This is a genomic window from Janthinobacterium sp. GW823-FHT01H08 (assembly GCF_058797855.1).
Window position 1 is genome coordinate 5,161,631 of sequence record NZ_CM179504.1, and the last position, 14,991, is coordinate 5,176,621.

12 protein-coding genes and 1 tRNA gene are annotated in these 14,991 nt (G+C 61.6%); 7 read left to right on the forward strand and 6 right to left on the reverse strand.

Going from position 1 to position 14,991, the window contains the following annotated elements:
* Positions 1-62 precede the first annotated feature (62 nt).
* Positions 63-461, reverse strand: a complete 399-nt coding sequence (locus AC3RCG_RS23175) for a barstar family protein (RefSeq protein ID WP_034747450.1) — start codon at positions 459-461, stop codon at positions 63-65.
* A gap of 401 nt (positions 462-862) precedes the next feature.
* On the opposite strand from AC3RCG_RS23175, the gene AC3RCG_RS23180 reads away from it, so the two are divergent.
* The 6 genes from AC3RCG_RS23180 (at position 863) to AC3RCG_RS23205 (ending at position 8,014) form a co-directional block, all read left to right on the forward strand.
* Positions 863-1,375, forward strand: a complete 513-nt coding sequence (locus tag AC3RCG_RS23180; RefSeq protein ID WP_070224495.1) for a glycine zipper 2TM domain-containing protein — start codon at positions 863-865, stop codon at positions 1,373-1,375.
* A 97-nt stretch (positions 1,376-1,472) separates the two neighbouring features.
* Positions 1,473-2,261 (forward strand): class I SAM-dependent methyltransferase, encoded by a 789-nt coding sequence (locus AC3RCG_RS23185; RefSeq protein ID WP_492401894.1) that lies wholly within the window; start codon positions 1,473-1,475, stop codon positions 2,259-2,261.
* 47 nt (positions 2,262-2,308) lie between these two features.
* Positions 2,309-4,075 carry a GspE/PulE family protein gene (locus AC3RCG_RS23190; protein WP_492401893.1) on the forward strand — a complete coding sequence of 589 codons (1,767 nt, stop codon included), beginning with the start codon at positions 2,309-2,311 and terminating at the stop codon, positions 4,073-4,075.
* Positions 4,076-4,143: 68 nt separating this feature from the next.
* Positions 4,144-4,219: transfer RNA gene (locus AC3RCG_RS23195), tRNA-Lys, on the forward strand.
* Positions 4,220-4,926: 707 nt separating this feature from the next.
* Complete coding sequence (locus AC3RCG_RS23200) at positions 4,927-7,314, forward strand: BACON domain-containing protein (protein ID WP_409027989.1); 2,388 nt, start codon at positions 4,927-4,929, stop codon at positions 7,312-7,314.
* Positions 7,315-7,609: 295 nt separating this feature from the next.
* On the forward strand, positions 7,610-8,014 hold the full coding sequence (locus AC3RCG_RS23205) for a hypothetical protein (RefSeq protein WP_139142976.1): 405 nt from the start codon (positions 7,610-7,612) through the stop codon (positions 8,012-8,014).
* Position 8,015: 1 nt separating this feature from the next.
* Here the strand turns inward: AC3RCG_RS23205 and AC3RCG_RS23210 are convergent, their stop codons facing one another.
* Together AC3RCG_RS23210 and AC3RCG_RS23215 are read right to left on the reverse strand one after the other, a co-directional pair.
* Positions 8,016-8,519: a hypothetical protein gene (locus tag AC3RCG_RS23210; RefSeq protein ID WP_492401892.1), complete on the reverse strand. Its 504-nt coding sequence runs from the start codon at positions 8,517-8,519 to the stop codon at positions 8,016-8,018.
* Between the two features lie 3 nt (positions 8,520-8,522).
* Entirely contained in the window at positions 8,523-9,569 is a 1,047-nt protein-coding gene (locus AC3RCG_RS23215; protein ID WP_492401891.1) for a lysozyme inhibitor LprI family protein, read from the reverse strand.
* 174 nt (positions 9,570-9,743) lie between these two features.
* On the opposite strand from AC3RCG_RS23215, the gene AC3RCG_RS23220 reads away from it, so the two are divergent.
* Positions 9,744-11,903, forward strand: a complete 2,160-nt coding sequence (locus AC3RCG_RS23220) for a prolyl oligopeptidase family serine peptidase (protein ID WP_492401890.1) — start codon at positions 9,744-9,746, stop codon at positions 11,901-11,903.
* Positions 11,904-11,961: 58 nt separating this feature from the next.
* Here AC3RCG_RS23220 and AC3RCG_RS23225 read toward each other — a convergent pair whose 3' ends face one another.
* From AC3RCG_RS23225 to AC3RCG_RS23235, 3 genes are all read right to left on the reverse strand, one after another.
* The gene (locus AC3RCG_RS23225) at positions 11,962-13,254 is read right to left on the reverse strand and encodes an MFS transporter (protein ID WP_492401889.1); all 1,293 of its coding nucleotides are present in this window, start codon (positions 13,252-13,254) and stop codon (positions 11,962-11,964) included.
* A gap of 154 nt (positions 13,255-13,408) precedes the next feature.
* Positions 13,409-14,140 (reverse strand): BON domain-containing protein, encoded by a 732-nt coding sequence (locus tag AC3RCG_RS23230; protein ID WP_492401888.1) that lies wholly within the window; start codon positions 14,138-14,140, stop codon positions 13,409-13,411.
* Positions 14,141-14,244: 104 nt separating this feature from the next.
* Positions 14,245-14,949: a hypothetical protein gene (locus tag AC3RCG_RS23235; RefSeq protein WP_492401887.1), complete on the reverse strand. Its 705-nt coding sequence runs from the start codon at positions 14,947-14,949 to the stop codon at positions 14,245-14,247.
* Positions 14,950-14,991 lie beyond the last annotated feature (42 nt).

Genomic DNA, 14,991 nt, shown 5'->3' on the forward strand with positions numbered 1-14,991 from the left:
ATTACGCCGCCCGATCAGGGCATGAAAGGCTGGTTTGACGCCTCCGCGGCGTGAGTAGGTGCTTACTCGAACGAATAGAAGACGCGGAACGGGACTTTCTTTTCGGCCCAGTAGTCGGCCGCGTCGCGGAACACGTCGAGCAGGATCTCGCGCGCTTCCTTGTCGAATTTTTGCGTATTTGGCAATTGCTCGAGCACCACCAGGAAGCCCGTCTGCGTGCCCGCCTTGAACATGGTGTCCGTCAGGCACAGGCGCAGGGCATCGAAATTCTTCGCCAGGTTTTTCGGAAACAGGAAGGCTTCCGCAATAATGCCGATGACTTGTTGTTTGGTCTGTCCAGCGTTGCAATGCGCATATAAAAAGTGCTGCCCGAGACGGATCGCCTCGTCTTGTAATTCGGTCACGCGAAAGGCACGGATGGACTGGACAAGGTTGGGCGGCACGGTTAGTAACAAACTCATTTTTCCCTCAAATCGACCTGTTATGTATGGATTTTTTCTAGCTGCTCTTCTTATTGCATCCCCGCACGCGGGTCAATGCGCACGCGGTGATTCGATCTGTATCAACTTTTATGCGATTCAGTGCGATTTTATCTAAGCCATACGCGTATTAGGGTAACGTGTTGTCCTGCATGAATCAACCCGAATATGATGTCAAACGCAAGATTTGTTACAAACCGCTGGTTTCAAGTCACTTCAACATCTTGTATCGATTGAAAGTGCATGTTACAGACTGTGGGGCAAGGGGCTTGGGCTGTTACATTTTGTTGCCATGCGAAACACTTGCCCCGGTCTGGCGGGATTACTATAGTCCCAAGTTGTAAAAAATACCCTGAAAGATTCTCTAGATAACGAGGTTACAAATGAACTTGCAAGCCAAATTGATGTTGTCAGCCGTTTGTCTCGGCACATTGCCACTCGCCCAGGCCGCCGACTTTGAAGATTTCGGCAAGGTCGTACGCGTCGTGCCGCAAGTGGAACAGATCAACCGTCCACGCCAGGAATGCCGTACGGAATACGTGCAAGTCCAAGCACCGCCGCAACAGCGCAGCGCTGGCGGCTCCATCGTCGGCGGTATCGCCGGCGCCCTGCTCGGTAGCCAGGTCGGTGGCGGCAATGGCCGCACGGCAGCAGCAGCGGCCGGCGCGATCGCCGGCGCCGTCGTGGGCGACCGCGTCGACAACCAGAACAATTACCAGGGCGGCATGCAGGAACAAGCCGTCAAGCAATGCCGTCAGGTCGACCACTGGGAATCGCGCAACAATGGCTACCAGGTCACCTACGACTACCGTGGCCGCAACTACACGAGCATCATGTCCTACGATCCGGGCGAGCGCATCCGTCTGCGCGTCTCGATCGAGCCAGCTCAGCAGTAAGCGTAACAACCGGCCCCTACCATGCCAGCCCCAGCGGCTGGCATTTTTTATGGCGCCCCGGCACGGGCTATAATGCGGCACACTTTCAGGCCGCCCTATGCTTATCAAACGAAAATCCATCGAACAAGTCGAATCCTCGCGCCCTGCGCGCAAGCCCCGTTACGCCCCTGTCACCCTGTCGGAAATGGATGGCGTGCGCTATCTGCATTTCGGCACGGAATGGGTGCAGGGCGCCATGCGCATCCGCAAGCCGGATTGGCCGGAACTCGAATACGCGCAGCAGATGATGGCGTGGATGCTGTGGATCGCGCAGCCGCAGCGCATCGCCCAGCTGGGCCTGGGCACGGCCGCGCTGACCAAGTTCTGCTACCGCCAGTTCCCGCAGGCGCAAGTCGAGGCCATCGAACTCAATCCTTCCGTCATCACCATCTGCGCCTCGATGTTCAAGCTGCCGCCCAACGACGAGCGCCTGCACGTGCGCGAGATGGATGCGCTCGACTACGTCAACGATGAAGCCAACCACGGCACCCTGGACGCCCTGCAGGTGGACCTGTACGACGCCACGGCACGCGGTCCCGTGCTCGACAGCGCCGATTTCTATGCCGCCTGCTGCGCTTGCCTGGCGCCGCACGGCATCATGACGGTCAACCTGTTTGGCGACCATCCCAGCTACGCAAAGAACATCAAGGCGATGAAGTTTGCGTTTGCACAGGTGATCTGCCTGCCGGAAGTCCATGATGGGAACGTGGTGGCGATCGCGTTCAAGACGAAAGTGGCACTCGATGCCGAAGCGCAAGCCGCCTTGCTCGAACGCGCCAAGCAGATCGTCGCCGAGACCAAGCTGCCCGCCAAGTCCTGGGTCAAGGGCATCGTCAGCACCCTGTAAGCGCCGGCATTCCCAGGCATGGCCGGCAGTCCTGAAAGACGCCGGCCATGCCCGCTTCCCCTCCTCCCTCTCCCATCTCGCCCGACACGCCACTGGAACTGCCGCAACTGCTGGCCTGGCTGCAGGCAGACGGCTTGCTTGACGCTGCGCAAGCGGCCGCCATCGCCACCCAGGCCGCCCTGCTGCCGGCGCCCGCCTTGCATCCGCTGTGCAGCATCGCCCACGGCGCACTGACGCTCGATACCCTGTGCGCGTGGCTGGCGCAACGCGCAAGCTTGCCGTATCTGCGCATCGATCCCCTGCACATCGATTTCAGCCAGGTGGCCGACGTCATGACGGCCGGCTATGCGGCCCGCTTCAACATCCTGCCCGTGGAAAGCACCGTGGAGCGCATCGTCATCGCCACGGCCCAGCCGTATGCGCTGGCTTGGCAGGCGCAGCTGGGCAACCTGGCGCCGCGCAAGCTGAGCCTGGTCATCGCCAACCCGCTGCACATCGCCGACGCCATCGCGCAATTTTTCAGCCTGGCCACTTCCGTCAAGGTGGCCCGGCAAGCATCCACGCAAGACCTGGCGCTGCGCCACAATTTCGAGCAGCTGGTGGAGCTGGGACGCAACAAGACCAGCCTCGATGCCAACGACCAGCACGTGGTGCGCATCGTCGACTGGCTGTGGCAATACGCGTTCGCCCAGCGCGCGTCCGACATCCACCTGGAACCGAAGCGCGACGCGGGCCTCGTGCGCCTGCGCATTGACGGCCGCCTGCACCAGGCCTACCAGCTGCCGCCCGTGGTATTGCTGGCCATGACGGCGCGCATCAAGTTGCTAGGGCGCATGGACGTGGTGGAAAAGCGCCGCCCGCAGGATGGCCGAATCAAGACGCGCAATGCGCAGGGCCAGGAAGTCGAGCTGCGCCTGTCGACCTTGCCCACGGCCTTCGGCGAAAAGCTCGTCATGCGCATCTTCGATCCGGAAGTGGCCGTCAAGAGTCTCGCCGAACTGGGTTTTCCGCCCGCGGACGCCGAACGCTGGCGCCAGCTGACGGCGCGCACGCACGGCATCGTGCTGGTCACGGGTCCCACGGGCTCGGGCAAGACCAGCACCCTGTACAGCACCCTGAAGGCGCTGGCCGGCAGCGAAGTCAATGTGTGCACGGTGGAAGACCCCATCGAAATGGTCGAGCCGGCCTTCAACCAGATGCAGGTGCAAACCCAGGCCGGCATCGAACTGTCGTTTGCCGACGGCGTGCGGGCGCTGATGCGGCAAGATCCCGACATCATCATGGTCGGCGAGATCCGCGACCTGGCCACGGCCGAGATGGCCATCCAGGCGGCGCTGACGGGCCACTTGGTGCTGTCGACCCTGCATACCAACGACGCGCCCTCGGCCGTCATGCGCCTGCTGGAACTGGGCTTGCCCGCCTATCTGCTGGAAGCGTGCCTGATCGGCGTGCTGGCGCAGCGCCTGCTGCGCTGCCTGTGTCCGGCCTGCAAACAGCCGGGCGGCGCCCCGGACGACGCGTCATGGCAGCGCCTGACGGGCGGCCAGCTGGAACGCCCCCGCGCCATGTACCGCCCCGCCGGCTGCCCCCTGTGCCGCCACAGCGGCTATCTGGGGCGGGCCGGCATTTATGAACTGCTGAGCGTGACGGAAACGTTCGGCCAGCTCATCAAGGCGGGCGCCGACCTGCACGCCTTGCGCCGCCAAAGCATCCTCGACGGCATGACGCCGCTGCGCCTCGCCGGCGCGCGCAAGATCATCGATGGCACGACCAGCATCGACGAAGTGCTGAAGCTCACGGCCGCCCTGCATTGAGCCATCTTCATTTTCGTGCAGGAATGCTTTGCATTCTTTTTCAACTGATATATAATGCGGCCTCTTTCGGGTCGTTAGCTCAGCTGGTAGAGCAGCGGACTTTTAATCCGTTGGTCGCAGGTTCGAATCCCGCACGGCCTACCACGAATACAGCAGTACAGATCAGGGTTAGCAAACTATCGTTTGCTAACCCTTTTTTGCGTCTTTATCCGTGATATTGCCCACATGGGGGAAATGTGCCCCGGTCACCGCCAAGTGCAGAAACTCTCCCGGCACTGCCTTAACCCATGTTTCTAAAGGACGGACAAGCAAGCATTGAGCCGCGCCTTGCGCAACACTCCCAAACCCGTGAGGAAATAAGACGCATGCCCATGGCAATGGCGCGCCACCGCGATGCCAACGTGCTCGTTGCAAATACAGCACGCGCTTCCTCCCCTCCAGCATATCCAGCTCGCCAGCTTCAACGATGCCATACAGGCAATGCGTCGAGAATGCCATTACTTGCAAAAAAGAAAATAAATAAAGGAAATTAATTATTGGCAACTAAATGCTATTCAAACAATTTGAAATAAGCAATAATGCCTCTCTCTTAATGATTACCTCCGACAAAAATGGCGTCCGTTCTTTTCAGGTACAGCATTTCGCGCGCACTGGCATACTTGCTCGCAACCACATTAATGGCTGGCTGTGGCGGCGGTGGTAGCCCAAGCGGTGGAGGCGACGGAAGCAGCGGCGTTGCCCCTCCGGTGCCAGTTACCCCGACGCCCACGCCAACATTGACATTCAGCGTGCCGACGGCCGCCGCTACCGCCGATGAGGGGAGCACGAAGGCATTGTCATTGCTAGCGACTGTGAACACGCCATCGGAATTTCAAAATGTAAACAGTGTGTTCGCCTACGTCATCGATACGACAGGCGTGATACTGCCGGAGGTACAATTTTCCCAGCTAAGCCCAGGCAGTTACAGCATTCTGCTCCAAACTGCGCCGACGCTGCCCATCGGAAAACATACAGGCACTTTTTCAGTCAAAGTTTGCAAGGATGCCGCTTGTACGCAACACTTCCCCGGTTCGCCGATGCAGTTGCCATATGCGATCACTGTCGTGCCGATACCCTTGTCACCAATGACAGTGGCGCCACTTGGCCTTCTCAACGCGACCATTTCTGAGGGAAATCCGGCGCCAGCGCCCGTCACTGTCAACGTCAGCGCGAAAAGTCGCACATGGACTGTGAACACGAACGCGGCATGGATCAAGCTCTCGACGGCAGCAGGTAACGGCGTCAGCTCGTTTACTGTCGGCTACGATGTTTCCGCGCTGACATTTGGCGTCCAGACAGGCACTATCGTAGTCACAAGCAGCGACGGGCAAATCGCCTCGCTGCCTGTCAGTGCCGAATTGCTGCCTGCCGCTTTTTCCATTGATCACGGCCAGATTACCTTCAATGGCATCAACGGCGCTCCCATTGCGGCAGCGCCCGTTAAATTTACGGCACCTAACCTAGCGGCGAACTGGAAAGCCACCGCCAGCGCGGCATGGCTAGGAGTGACCCCGACGAGCGGCACCACACCTGCCATTGCATCGGTATATGTCGACCCGGCGAACGGCAAGCTTGCCAGCGGCCGACACGATGCAATGTTAACGATTACCGCACCGAACGTCAGCGACAGCAAAGTTCCTGTCACGCTGAACTTGACGAAAGCCACCTTAACGTCCTCGATTGACAGCATCACGCTGGGAGGACCTTATGGCCGCTCGCCTGCGTCGACAGCAAGCCTGACGCTGAATCTCAACACCATGGCGAACGCTTATCCCTGGTCGTTCTCGGCACTGCCTGCATGGCTGGGCGCGAGCGCTACCAGCGGTACGGTGAATCAGGCTGGCAGCAGCATTGTGTTTTCGCAAATCGGCGCCAACCAGCCCATCGGAACCAGTGCCACGACCTTGACCGCGAGCACGCAAGTCAATGGCGATACCATCTCGGTACCAGTCACCATCACCGCCCAGCGCGATACGCGCAAACTGCTGTTCTCGGAAGTCGGCGTCGGGCTGTCTTCCACCCCAGGCTGGTCACGCCTGTCGCGCAAGGTCACCGTGCGCGACAACTTCGGGCTAACCCCTGCATGGACTGCCAGTTCCGACAAGGCATGGCTGTCCGTGCAACGCAGCGGAAATGCGCTGACGCTGACGGCCGATCCATCCACTTTACCGGTCGACGCCATCAGCTATGCCACCGTCAGCCTGGCCAGCGAGAATGGTATTCAGACTTCAGAGCAGCTGCATGTTGCGATCTGGAAAGGAAGCGTCACGCCGGCCGTCACGACGAAATTGACGAAGACCTACAGCCACCTCAAGACCGATCCGATCCGACCTTTGCTGTATGCAAACAACGGCACAGGCGATATCGATGTGTATAACATCTATTCCGCCACCCAAGTCGGCACCATCAGCAACCTCGGTGGCGCGATGGGAGACATGACCATCAGCCCGAATGGCCGGCATCTTTACACCTACGATACCGCCAATCGGAATATCATCGTCGTGGACCTGGCTACGCTGACGAAAAAAACCAGTTGGCCAATGGCAGCAGCAGTCCAGCAATCGTCGGCCTTGCTGGCCCTGCGGCCAAATGGCGTAGAGATTGTGGCAGCAGCGGACGGCAAGGCATACCTGGCCAGCACAGGCGCCGTGGCGGGCATGATCGGCAACGCCGACAGCATGGCAGCATCGAGCGACGGAAGCCGCCTCTACTTGCAAGATTCAGGCTATAGCCCGGCATCGGTAAGCGCAATTGTAGTTGACTACGCCGATATTGGTGGCGGTGCCCTGTTCAGCGCTTCGGCGGGCTCCGCCGGCTTCATCAACGGCGCATCGAATGGACAAGACATCGCGGTCAGCGCTGACGGCATGCGCCTGTATGTCGCGTCGGCTGCACCTTACCGCTGCAGCAGCGTAAAACCGTCGGACCTGAGCTTCATCGGCAGCCTCAGCGGCGGAGATGCCTACCCCAACAACGTCGAGGTGGGCAGCGATGATCGCGTTTACTGCGGCATCTCAGGCTGGTATTCGAGCGCCGACGTATGGGTGCACGACGCAAACGGCATGCTGCTCAAGAGTTTCAAGTTTGCCGGGTACGCGAGGAGCCTGATGACCCGCACCCTGGGTATTTCCGCTGATGGACTCATGATGGTGGGCCAGACAGACGACCCCCTGCTGGTATTTGTACCAGTAGGCCCATAAGGGGAGTGGCGGCGGAAATACTCCCTGCTTCGGCTGGTTGAGGTTCTTTTGAATATAGTATTCCTTGTCCATGGCAACAGGAACCATTAATCCACTGCTGCCACGAAGACAGCAGTACGCACAGGGTTGGCAAACTAGCATTTTCCAACCCTTTTTTGCGTAAATTCGACCAGAGACAAGCTGAGCGAAAGCAGTGCGTGACGGATGCGGAAAGAATCTCCCCGCGAGCAATGCAATCGTGCGCCGCCAGTGCCGATATACTGGCGCATCTGCTGACGATACGGAAAGACGCACTGTGAAACTTGCCACCCTGCTATCCCCCCTGCTGTGCTCTTTGTTGCTGCCAGCCCAGGCGCAAACGCCCATCGTGCTCGACGGCCAGTACAGCGCGCGCACGGACGAGATGAGTCTGGAAATCATCGGCAACCGCGTCTGCTTCGCGCCCGACAAGGCGCAGTGGGGCCGCTTGCCCCGCCCTGCCGCCACGCACGATGCGTGGTTTTGTTTCAGCAACGACGCCGAGGCGCGCCGCCTGCTGCGCGTGCCCGCGCGCCAGGCCGACAATTGCGGCTGGCAAGCGCGTGCGCGCATCGTCATCGATACCTATCAACCGTACGTCGAGCAAGGCGACGGCAACGACATGGCGCGCCTGGCGTCAGTGGTCAAAGTGGCGCAGCCGAACGCCATCGCCTGCGAATGAATCAACCGAGTTCGTATTCTTGCAGATAGCGGGCGAACAGTTCCCCATCGGCCAGCGGACACGCAAACCCCGCACCCCAGTCGGCCAGCAGCAACTGCTCCTTCAAGGGCAGCAGCAACAGCTCCGGCATGCCGTCGCTGCACCACAGGTCGCACACGATGCCCTTGTCGTCCAGGCCCGCGAATACTGTTTCCGTCTTGTCGCCGCCAAAGGCCAGCACGTTCTTGCATTCCACGCGGTAACTGCTGTAGCCCGTGTAGACGGCGTCGTACGGCGGCAAGGCATGGTCCAGCGCCAGGCGCAGCTGCTCGGCCGTCAGGCCCAGCGCGCGCAGTGGCGACGGTGGCGCCTTGATCACGTACATGTCCGTCCAGCCGGCGCCGCTGCGGTGCGCATCGGCGAACGCCTGCTGCTCGCCCATCTGCGTCAAGCAGTGCTGTAAATTATCCAGCGGCAGCAGTTCGATCATGCAATAGTCATCTTCGTGGTAGTAGGCTTCCCGCATGCCTCAATTCTCCAGCAAGTCTTGCAATTGCGCATTGCGCCGCGACGTCAGCCGGCCGGCCCAGGTCTCGCTGGTGACGGACGGATAGCGCACGGCGCCAAAATTCATCCAGGCATCGCGGTACGCCAGCCACAGGCGCTGGGTGGCGCGGATGCCGTCCTTGTCCACGGCGCCCGCATAGGTGGACGCGGGCTTTTTCATCAGCTTGCCGTAGATGGCGTTGAGTTCCTTGTCGAGCGCCGCCGCCTGCTCCTTCGTCATGCTGGCAGGCAGCTTGCCCCCTTCGTATTCGCGCAAGTCCTGCGCCAATAAGTCGAGCTCGGCCGTGCGGGCGGCAATGCTCAGGGCGGCGCGCGCCGTGCCGCTCAAGTCCGTTTCATTGGCCGCACGCGCATCGGCAAACTTGCTTGCCGCCGCCTGCAGCTTTTGCAGCGACGCTTGCGCCACGGCCGGCATGCTTGCGCTGACCTTGCCTGTCGCCTGCGCGCGCACGCGCTGCTTTTGCCGCGCATCGATGGCGCTGCACACGCCCATCATGTAGCCGCTGGTGATGTCGTCGCACAAGTCGATCATGCCGCGTCCGCTGGCATTGATCTTCTGCAAGTGTTCGATGCGGCCCTGCATCTCGGCCGGCGCCGCATCGATGCTGCACGCATACTTGAGGGCCAGCAGCGGGTCCTTCTGCACGCCTTGCCCGTTCTGATACAGCATCATCAGCACGGCGCTGTTCTGCGTGGCCATCGCGCAATGGCGCGCGGGGCGCCAGTCGGCCGGCTTGGGCGAGGACATACTCTTGGTATCGTAATACAGGTCCGTCGCCTGGCATTGCTGCAACGATGCCACGGTGGACGGCGCCGGCAGGTCGGCCGGCGGCGGTGCCGCATCCTTGACCTTCAGGCAGCCCGCATACCAGGCCGTGCTTTCCGCCTGGCCCACGCCCATGGCGCTGGTGTTCGGGTACGGAGCAGACGCAGCAGCAAAAACCGGGGCAGCCAGCAGGCAGCTCGCGCCCAGCAAGGCCGTTTTCAATAAGGGTAGACAAATTTTCATGTTCTATCGGCGCCAGCGTGAGTAAAGCGGCAAGTTTAACTGATCAGCCAGGCTGCGCACGCCCGATACACGCCCATCGTGCCTGGTAAGTAACGGTTCATGGCCTTGGCAGTGGCCGAATCGATGGGCAATAATGTTGCCCGCTGTACTTTTTTCACTACCCGGACCACGCCCATGACCTCACCCCGTCTTCGCCGTTCCCTCGGCTCCCTGCTGATCGCAGCAGCCTGCGCCTCGCTGGCCCACGCCGCCGATACCAAGGCCACAACCCCAGTTGCCGCCACGCAAACGCAAGCCAGACACGCCATCACGCATGAAGACGTGTGGCTGATGAAACGGGTGGGCGCGCCCGTCGCCAGCCCGGACGGGCGCTGGGCCGTGTTTTCCGTGGTCGACAGCGCCTACGATAGCAAGGAACAATGGTCGGACCTGTGGATCAAGTCGCTGCTTGACGACAGCCCCGCGCGCCGCCTGACGTATTCCAAGGGCGGCGAAAGCGCCGTGGCCTGGTCGCCGGACAGCCGCCAGTTGGTGTTTGTCGCCAAGCGCGACGGCGATGAAGCGGGACAGATCTACCGCCTCGACGTGGCCGCCGGCGGCGAAGCGCAGCGCCTGACCTTGCTCACCCTGGGCGCGCGCATGCCGAAATGGAGCCCGGACGGCAAGCAATTGCTGTTCATCAGCGACATCTATCCAGGCAACAAGACGGAAGCCGACGTCAAGCAAAGCGCGAAAGAGCGCAAGGACCGCAAAGTCAGTGCCCGTTCGTATGAAACGACGGCGCCCCGCTATTTCGACAAATGGCTGACGGACAAGCAGGTGCGCCTGTTCATCGTCGATGCACAGCCTGAGACGAAAGGTGAAAACACGCCGCGCGACATCCTGTCGGGCACGCAACTGGTCACTCTGCCCGGCTTTGGCGGCGGCCAGGGCGACGAGGGACAATCCTTGGACGCCGTCTGGACGCCCGATGGCAAGGCCGTCGTCTTCAACGCGGCCACCAACCGCGATGCGGCGCAGCGCGAAGCCGTCTACTCGCAACTGTATCTGCTGCCCGTGGCCGGCGGCGAAGCGCAGCGCTTGACGCAGGACAAACATAGCTACGGTTCCCTGAAATTTGCGGCCGATGGCAAGACCCTGTTCGCCTTGAGCGATGCGCAAACGCCCGGCAAGGTGTATGACGTGAAGCGCCTGGCCAGCTTCGCCTGGCCGATGAGCACCCCCGCGCCGGCCATCCTGACGGCCAAGCTGGACCGCTCGATTTCGCGCTACGTGCTGCCCGAAGGCGGCAAGCGCGTCATCTTCAGCTACGAGCATGCGGGCCTGGAAAAGCTGTACTCGATCGATACCAAAGGCGGCGAGGTGCGCGAAGAGCCATCCTTGCCGACGGGCACCATCAATTCGCTGAGCAGCGGCGGCAAGGCTTTGGTCGGCGTGTGGGAGTCCAGCATCAACCCGCCGGAAATCTATGCGTTCAATGGCAAGCAGCCGAAACGGCTGACGGCTTTCAATACGGACAAGGCAGACAAGATCGACTGGCAGGCGCCCGAGCACTTCTGGTTCACCACGGCCGACGGCCGCCGTATCCACAACATGCTCGTCAAGCCCGCGAATTTCGATCCGAACAAGAAATATCCGCTGTTTACCGTCATCCACGGCGGCGCGGCCAGCATGTGGCGCGACCAGTTCGTGCTGCGCTGGAACTATCACTTGCTGGCCAAGCCAGGCTACGTTGTCTTGCTGACCGATTACAAGGGTTCCACCGGCTATGGCGAGGAATTCTCGCGCTCGATCCAGTTCGACCCATTGAAGGGTCCGGGCGATGAAGTCAACCAGGGCGTCGATGAAGCCATCAAGAAATACCCGTTCATCGACAGCACGAAACTGGCCGCCGGCGGCGCCAGCTATGGCGGCCACCTGGCCAACTGGCTGCAGGCAACCACCACGCGCTACAAGGCCATCGTCTCGCACGCGGGCGAAATGGATTTGATCATGCAGTGGGGCACCAGCGATGGCGGTTTCGGCCGTGAAACGAATGCAGGCGGCCCCGTCTGGTCGAACCTGCCCGTGTGGCGCGACCAAAGCCCGGTCATGCAAGCGGGCAACCACGAAAAAGGCACGGGCTTTACCACCCCCATCCTGATCACCGTGGGCGAGCTCGACTACCGCGTGCCGGCCAACAATGCCCTGATGAACTTTGCCGTGCAACAGCGCCTGAACGTGCCGGCGAAATTGCTGGTGTTCCCGGATGAAAACCACTGGATTTTAAAAGGCGAGAACAGCCGTTTCTTCTACAGCGAAGTCGAGGGCTGGCTCGCCAAATACCTCAAGTAAATCCTGAAACGTTCTTGAAATGAAAAGCCAGGCTCCGCACATGCGGGCCTGGCTTTTTTCATGCGGGCTGGACGGCGGCCACGGCCGCCTTCTGCCGCTGGATCGCCAGCACCAGCAGCGCGGCCAGCAGGCAGGCGGCGCCGGCCGCGAACAGGGCCGGATTGTAGGTCAGCATCAGGGTGCGGATGCGGCCCGCGCCGTACGCGGCCACGGCGGCGCCCAGCTGGTGGCCCGCGAAGATCCAGCCGAACACCATGCCCGCCCGCTCCCGGCCAAACGTGGCGCCCACCAGTTTCACGGTCGGCGGCACGGTGGCGATCCAGTCCAGGCCGTAAAACATGGCGAACAGGGACAGGCCGTACAGGGTGAATTCCGAATACGGCAGCCAGAACAGGGACAGCCCCCGCAAGCCGTAGTACCAGAACAGCAGTTTGCGGTTGTCATAGCGGTCCGACAGCCAGCCGGACAAGATTGTGCCGAACAGATCGAAGGCGCCCATCATGGCCAGCACGGAGGCGGCCGGCACGGCGGACATGCCCGAGTCGCCGCACAGGGAAATGAAGTGCGTCTGGATCAGGCCGTTGGTGCTGAGGCCGCAGATGAAGAAGGTGCCAAACAATATCCAGAAGGTACGATTGGAAGCCACGCTGCGCAGTATCAAAAAAGGCGTGGCGAACGTCATGGCGGCCGCCGGCGCCGCCATCAGGGGCGTGGCCGGGTCGGCGCCATACGGGCGCAAGGCCACGTCCTGCGGCCGGTTGCGCATGCACAGGAAGGCCAGCACGGCAACGATGGCGCAGCTGGCAAACACGGGCATGACGGCCGTGCGCCAGCCGAAATGCTCGATCAGCCAGGCACCCACGGGCAGGAACAGCAGCTGGCCCGTGGCCGAGCTGGCCGTCAGCACGCCCACCACCAGGCCCCGGTGCGTCTCGAACCAGCGGTTCGCCACCACGGCGCTCAAGACCAGCGCCGTCATGCCCGAACCCAGCCCCAGCAGGATGCCCCACAGGGCCACCAGCTGCCACAACTGCGTCATGCGCGTGGCCAGCACCATGCCGCAAGCGATCAGCCCCAGCGCCACGCAGATGACATTGCGCAAGCCGAAGCGCTCCATCAGGATGGCGGCAAACGGCCCCATCAAGCCAAACAGCACGAAGCGCACGGCCAGGGCCGAGGAAATCTGCTCGGCATCCCAGCCGAACTCGCGGCTCAGCGGCTGCATCAGCGCGCCCGGCAAGCCCAGCGCGGCAGACGATGTCAGGGCCGTGAGGAAGGTGATGGCGACGATGACCCAGGCGAAATGGATGCCGCGCCGCTCCAGCCATTGCGAAAAGGGAAGAGAAAGCATGCTGTCCTCATGAGAAAAAATGGATGCCGGTCACTACCAGCCGGTGGGATTTTTCTCATGTTATATTATGATCGTAATTTATACAATCAAAAAACTGGAGCGACACTGCTGCGTGCCGCTCCAGTCCTGGCTTTAACGCTGCGCAGAATGGGGCTTACTTGACCTTCAAGCCATTCTTCACATCCGTCACGCCTTCCACGCTGCGGGCCAGGTCGGCGGCTTTTTTCACTTGCGCCTGGGAAGGCACGAAGCCGCTGAGCATGACAACGCCATTCACCGTTTCCACGTGCACGTCGAGCGCCTTCAAGTCGTTGTCCTTGACGAGGTCAGCCTTGATCTTGGTGGTGATGACGGAGTCGGCCACGGCCGTCTTGGTGCTGCCGGCCGCATTGCGCGTCACGCAGGCGGCCTTGGCCGTCGCATCCATGGCGTCGCAATTCTCCTTCGTCGTGGCGGGCGGATTCTGCGCCACGTTGGTGCCGGCCTTGGCGCCCGTATTGGCGTCGGCCAGCGCGGCCGTCTTCGCCGCCTTGGCATCGTTCATGCATGTGGTTTTATCTGCGCCCGTGCGGTCGCCGCACTTGGCCTTGGCCAGGTCATACTCGGCATTGGCGACATCCTTGCGGGCCTTGGTCAGCTCGCGCGGCGTGTTGCGGTATTGGGCCACGGCATCCGATTCGGCCTTGGCGCGCGCCACCTTGGCTTCTTCCACGCAGACTTTTTTCGCGTTGCCGCTGTGGCTGCCGCAGGCGGCCTTGGCCTGCTTGTAGTCACTTGACGCCTTGTCCGTCAAACTCTTGTACGAGGCATCCTGCGCATACGCGGGCGCGGCGGCAAGCAGGGCGCTGGCACTGGCGGCCAGCATGAGTGCGATCATTTTGTTCATGATGGTTCCTCTCTGGTTAGTTGATGCCCAGATTAGACCCCTGCCGCGCGCAAAGCTCCGTGCGACAGCACACGCTGACAGTCCATTCGCTTAAAAATCACCGTTTATTTGTCGCCGCTCAAACCCATCCGCCACAATACTTGCGCCTGTTCAAATGGTGAAACGGCCCCATCAAATGCGCCTGCGCCATCGGCCAGCGCCAGCCATGCCTGTGTGGCGTGGGAACTGCCTACACCGCCGCCCGCAGCCTCGCCTGCCGCGCGCACGCCGCGCATCCAGGCCAGCACATCCTGATACTGGCCGGGGTGGCGTACATGCATCCAGGCCAGGGCCACCAGGTCCGCATACCCCTCTTCGCGGCGCGTCTCGCGCAGCTCCTGCGCCAGCGCAGCCAACTTGCCGCGCTGCCTGCTGCGCGGCTCGACAAAGCCGCGCGGCAAGGCATGCCAGTCGCCCTGCGCATAGCGCCGGCAATGGCCGATCTCATGCGCCGTCATCGCTTCCATCATCAGGCCCTGGCGCGCGGGCGGCACGCCTTCCAAGACACTGTCCGCCTGCGCATTGCCGCGCAAGGACAGCACCAGCTTGCAGCGCCCCCCTTCGTAGCCCAGCGCCAGCGGCACGGCGCCGGGCGCATCCTGCGGCTGCACGATGATATCGATGGGCAAACCTTGCGCACGCGCAAACGCGATGACGGGCTGGCCCGCCTGCAGCCAGCGCGTTTCCAAATCGGTCAGCTGGGCGGCAGCCACGGCAGGCAAAGGAGAGAAAGCGATGAGCAAGCTCATCAGCAATAGCGGATTCAGCATGAAATAGGCGGGAAGAAAGGAGGATTTACCACTGCAGAGTAA

Bases quoted from the DNA above. Each gene is read 5' to 3' on its own strand.
- AC3RCG_RS23215 (WP_492401891.1), bottom strand. From the start codon at position 9,569: ATGAAAATTTGTCTACCCTTATTGAAAACGGCCTTGCTGGGCGCGAGC.
- AC3RCG_RS23180 (WP_070224495.1), top strand. From the start codon at position 863: ATGAACTTGCAAGCCAAATTGATGTTGTCAGCCGTTTGTCTCGGCACA.
- AC3RCG_RS23225 (WP_492401889.1), bottom strand. From the start codon at position 13,254: ATGCTTTCTCTTCCCTTTTCGCAATGGCTGGAGCGGCGCGGCATCCAT.
- AC3RCG_RS23175 (WP_034747450.1), bottom strand. From the start codon at position 461: ATGAGTTTGTTACTAACCGTGCCGCCCAACCTTGTCCAGTCCATCCGT.
- AC3RCG_RS23220 (WP_492401890.1), top strand. From the start codon at position 9,744: ATGACCTCACCCCGTCTTCGCCGTTCCCTCGGCTCCCTGCTGATCGCA.
- AC3RCG_RS23210 (WP_492401892.1), bottom strand. From the start codon at position 8,519: ATGCGGGAAGCCTACTACCACGAAGATGACTATTGCATGATCGAACTG.
- AC3RCG_RS23185 (WP_492401894.1), top strand. From the start codon at position 1,473: ATGCTTATCAAACGAAAATCCATCGAACAAGTCGAATCCTCGCGCCCT.
- AC3RCG_RS23235 (WP_492401887.1), bottom strand. From the start codon at position 14,949: ATGCTGAATCCGCTATTGCTGATGAGCTTGCTCATCGCTTTCTCTCCT.
- AC3RCG_RS23190 (WP_492401893.1), top strand. From the start codon at position 2,309: ATGCCCGCTTCCCCTCCTCCCTCTCCCATCTCGCCCGACACGCCACTG.
- AC3RCG_RS23230 (WP_492401888.1), bottom strand. From the start codon at position 14,140: ATGAACAAAATGATCGCACTCATGCTGGCCGCCAGTGCCAGCGCCCTG.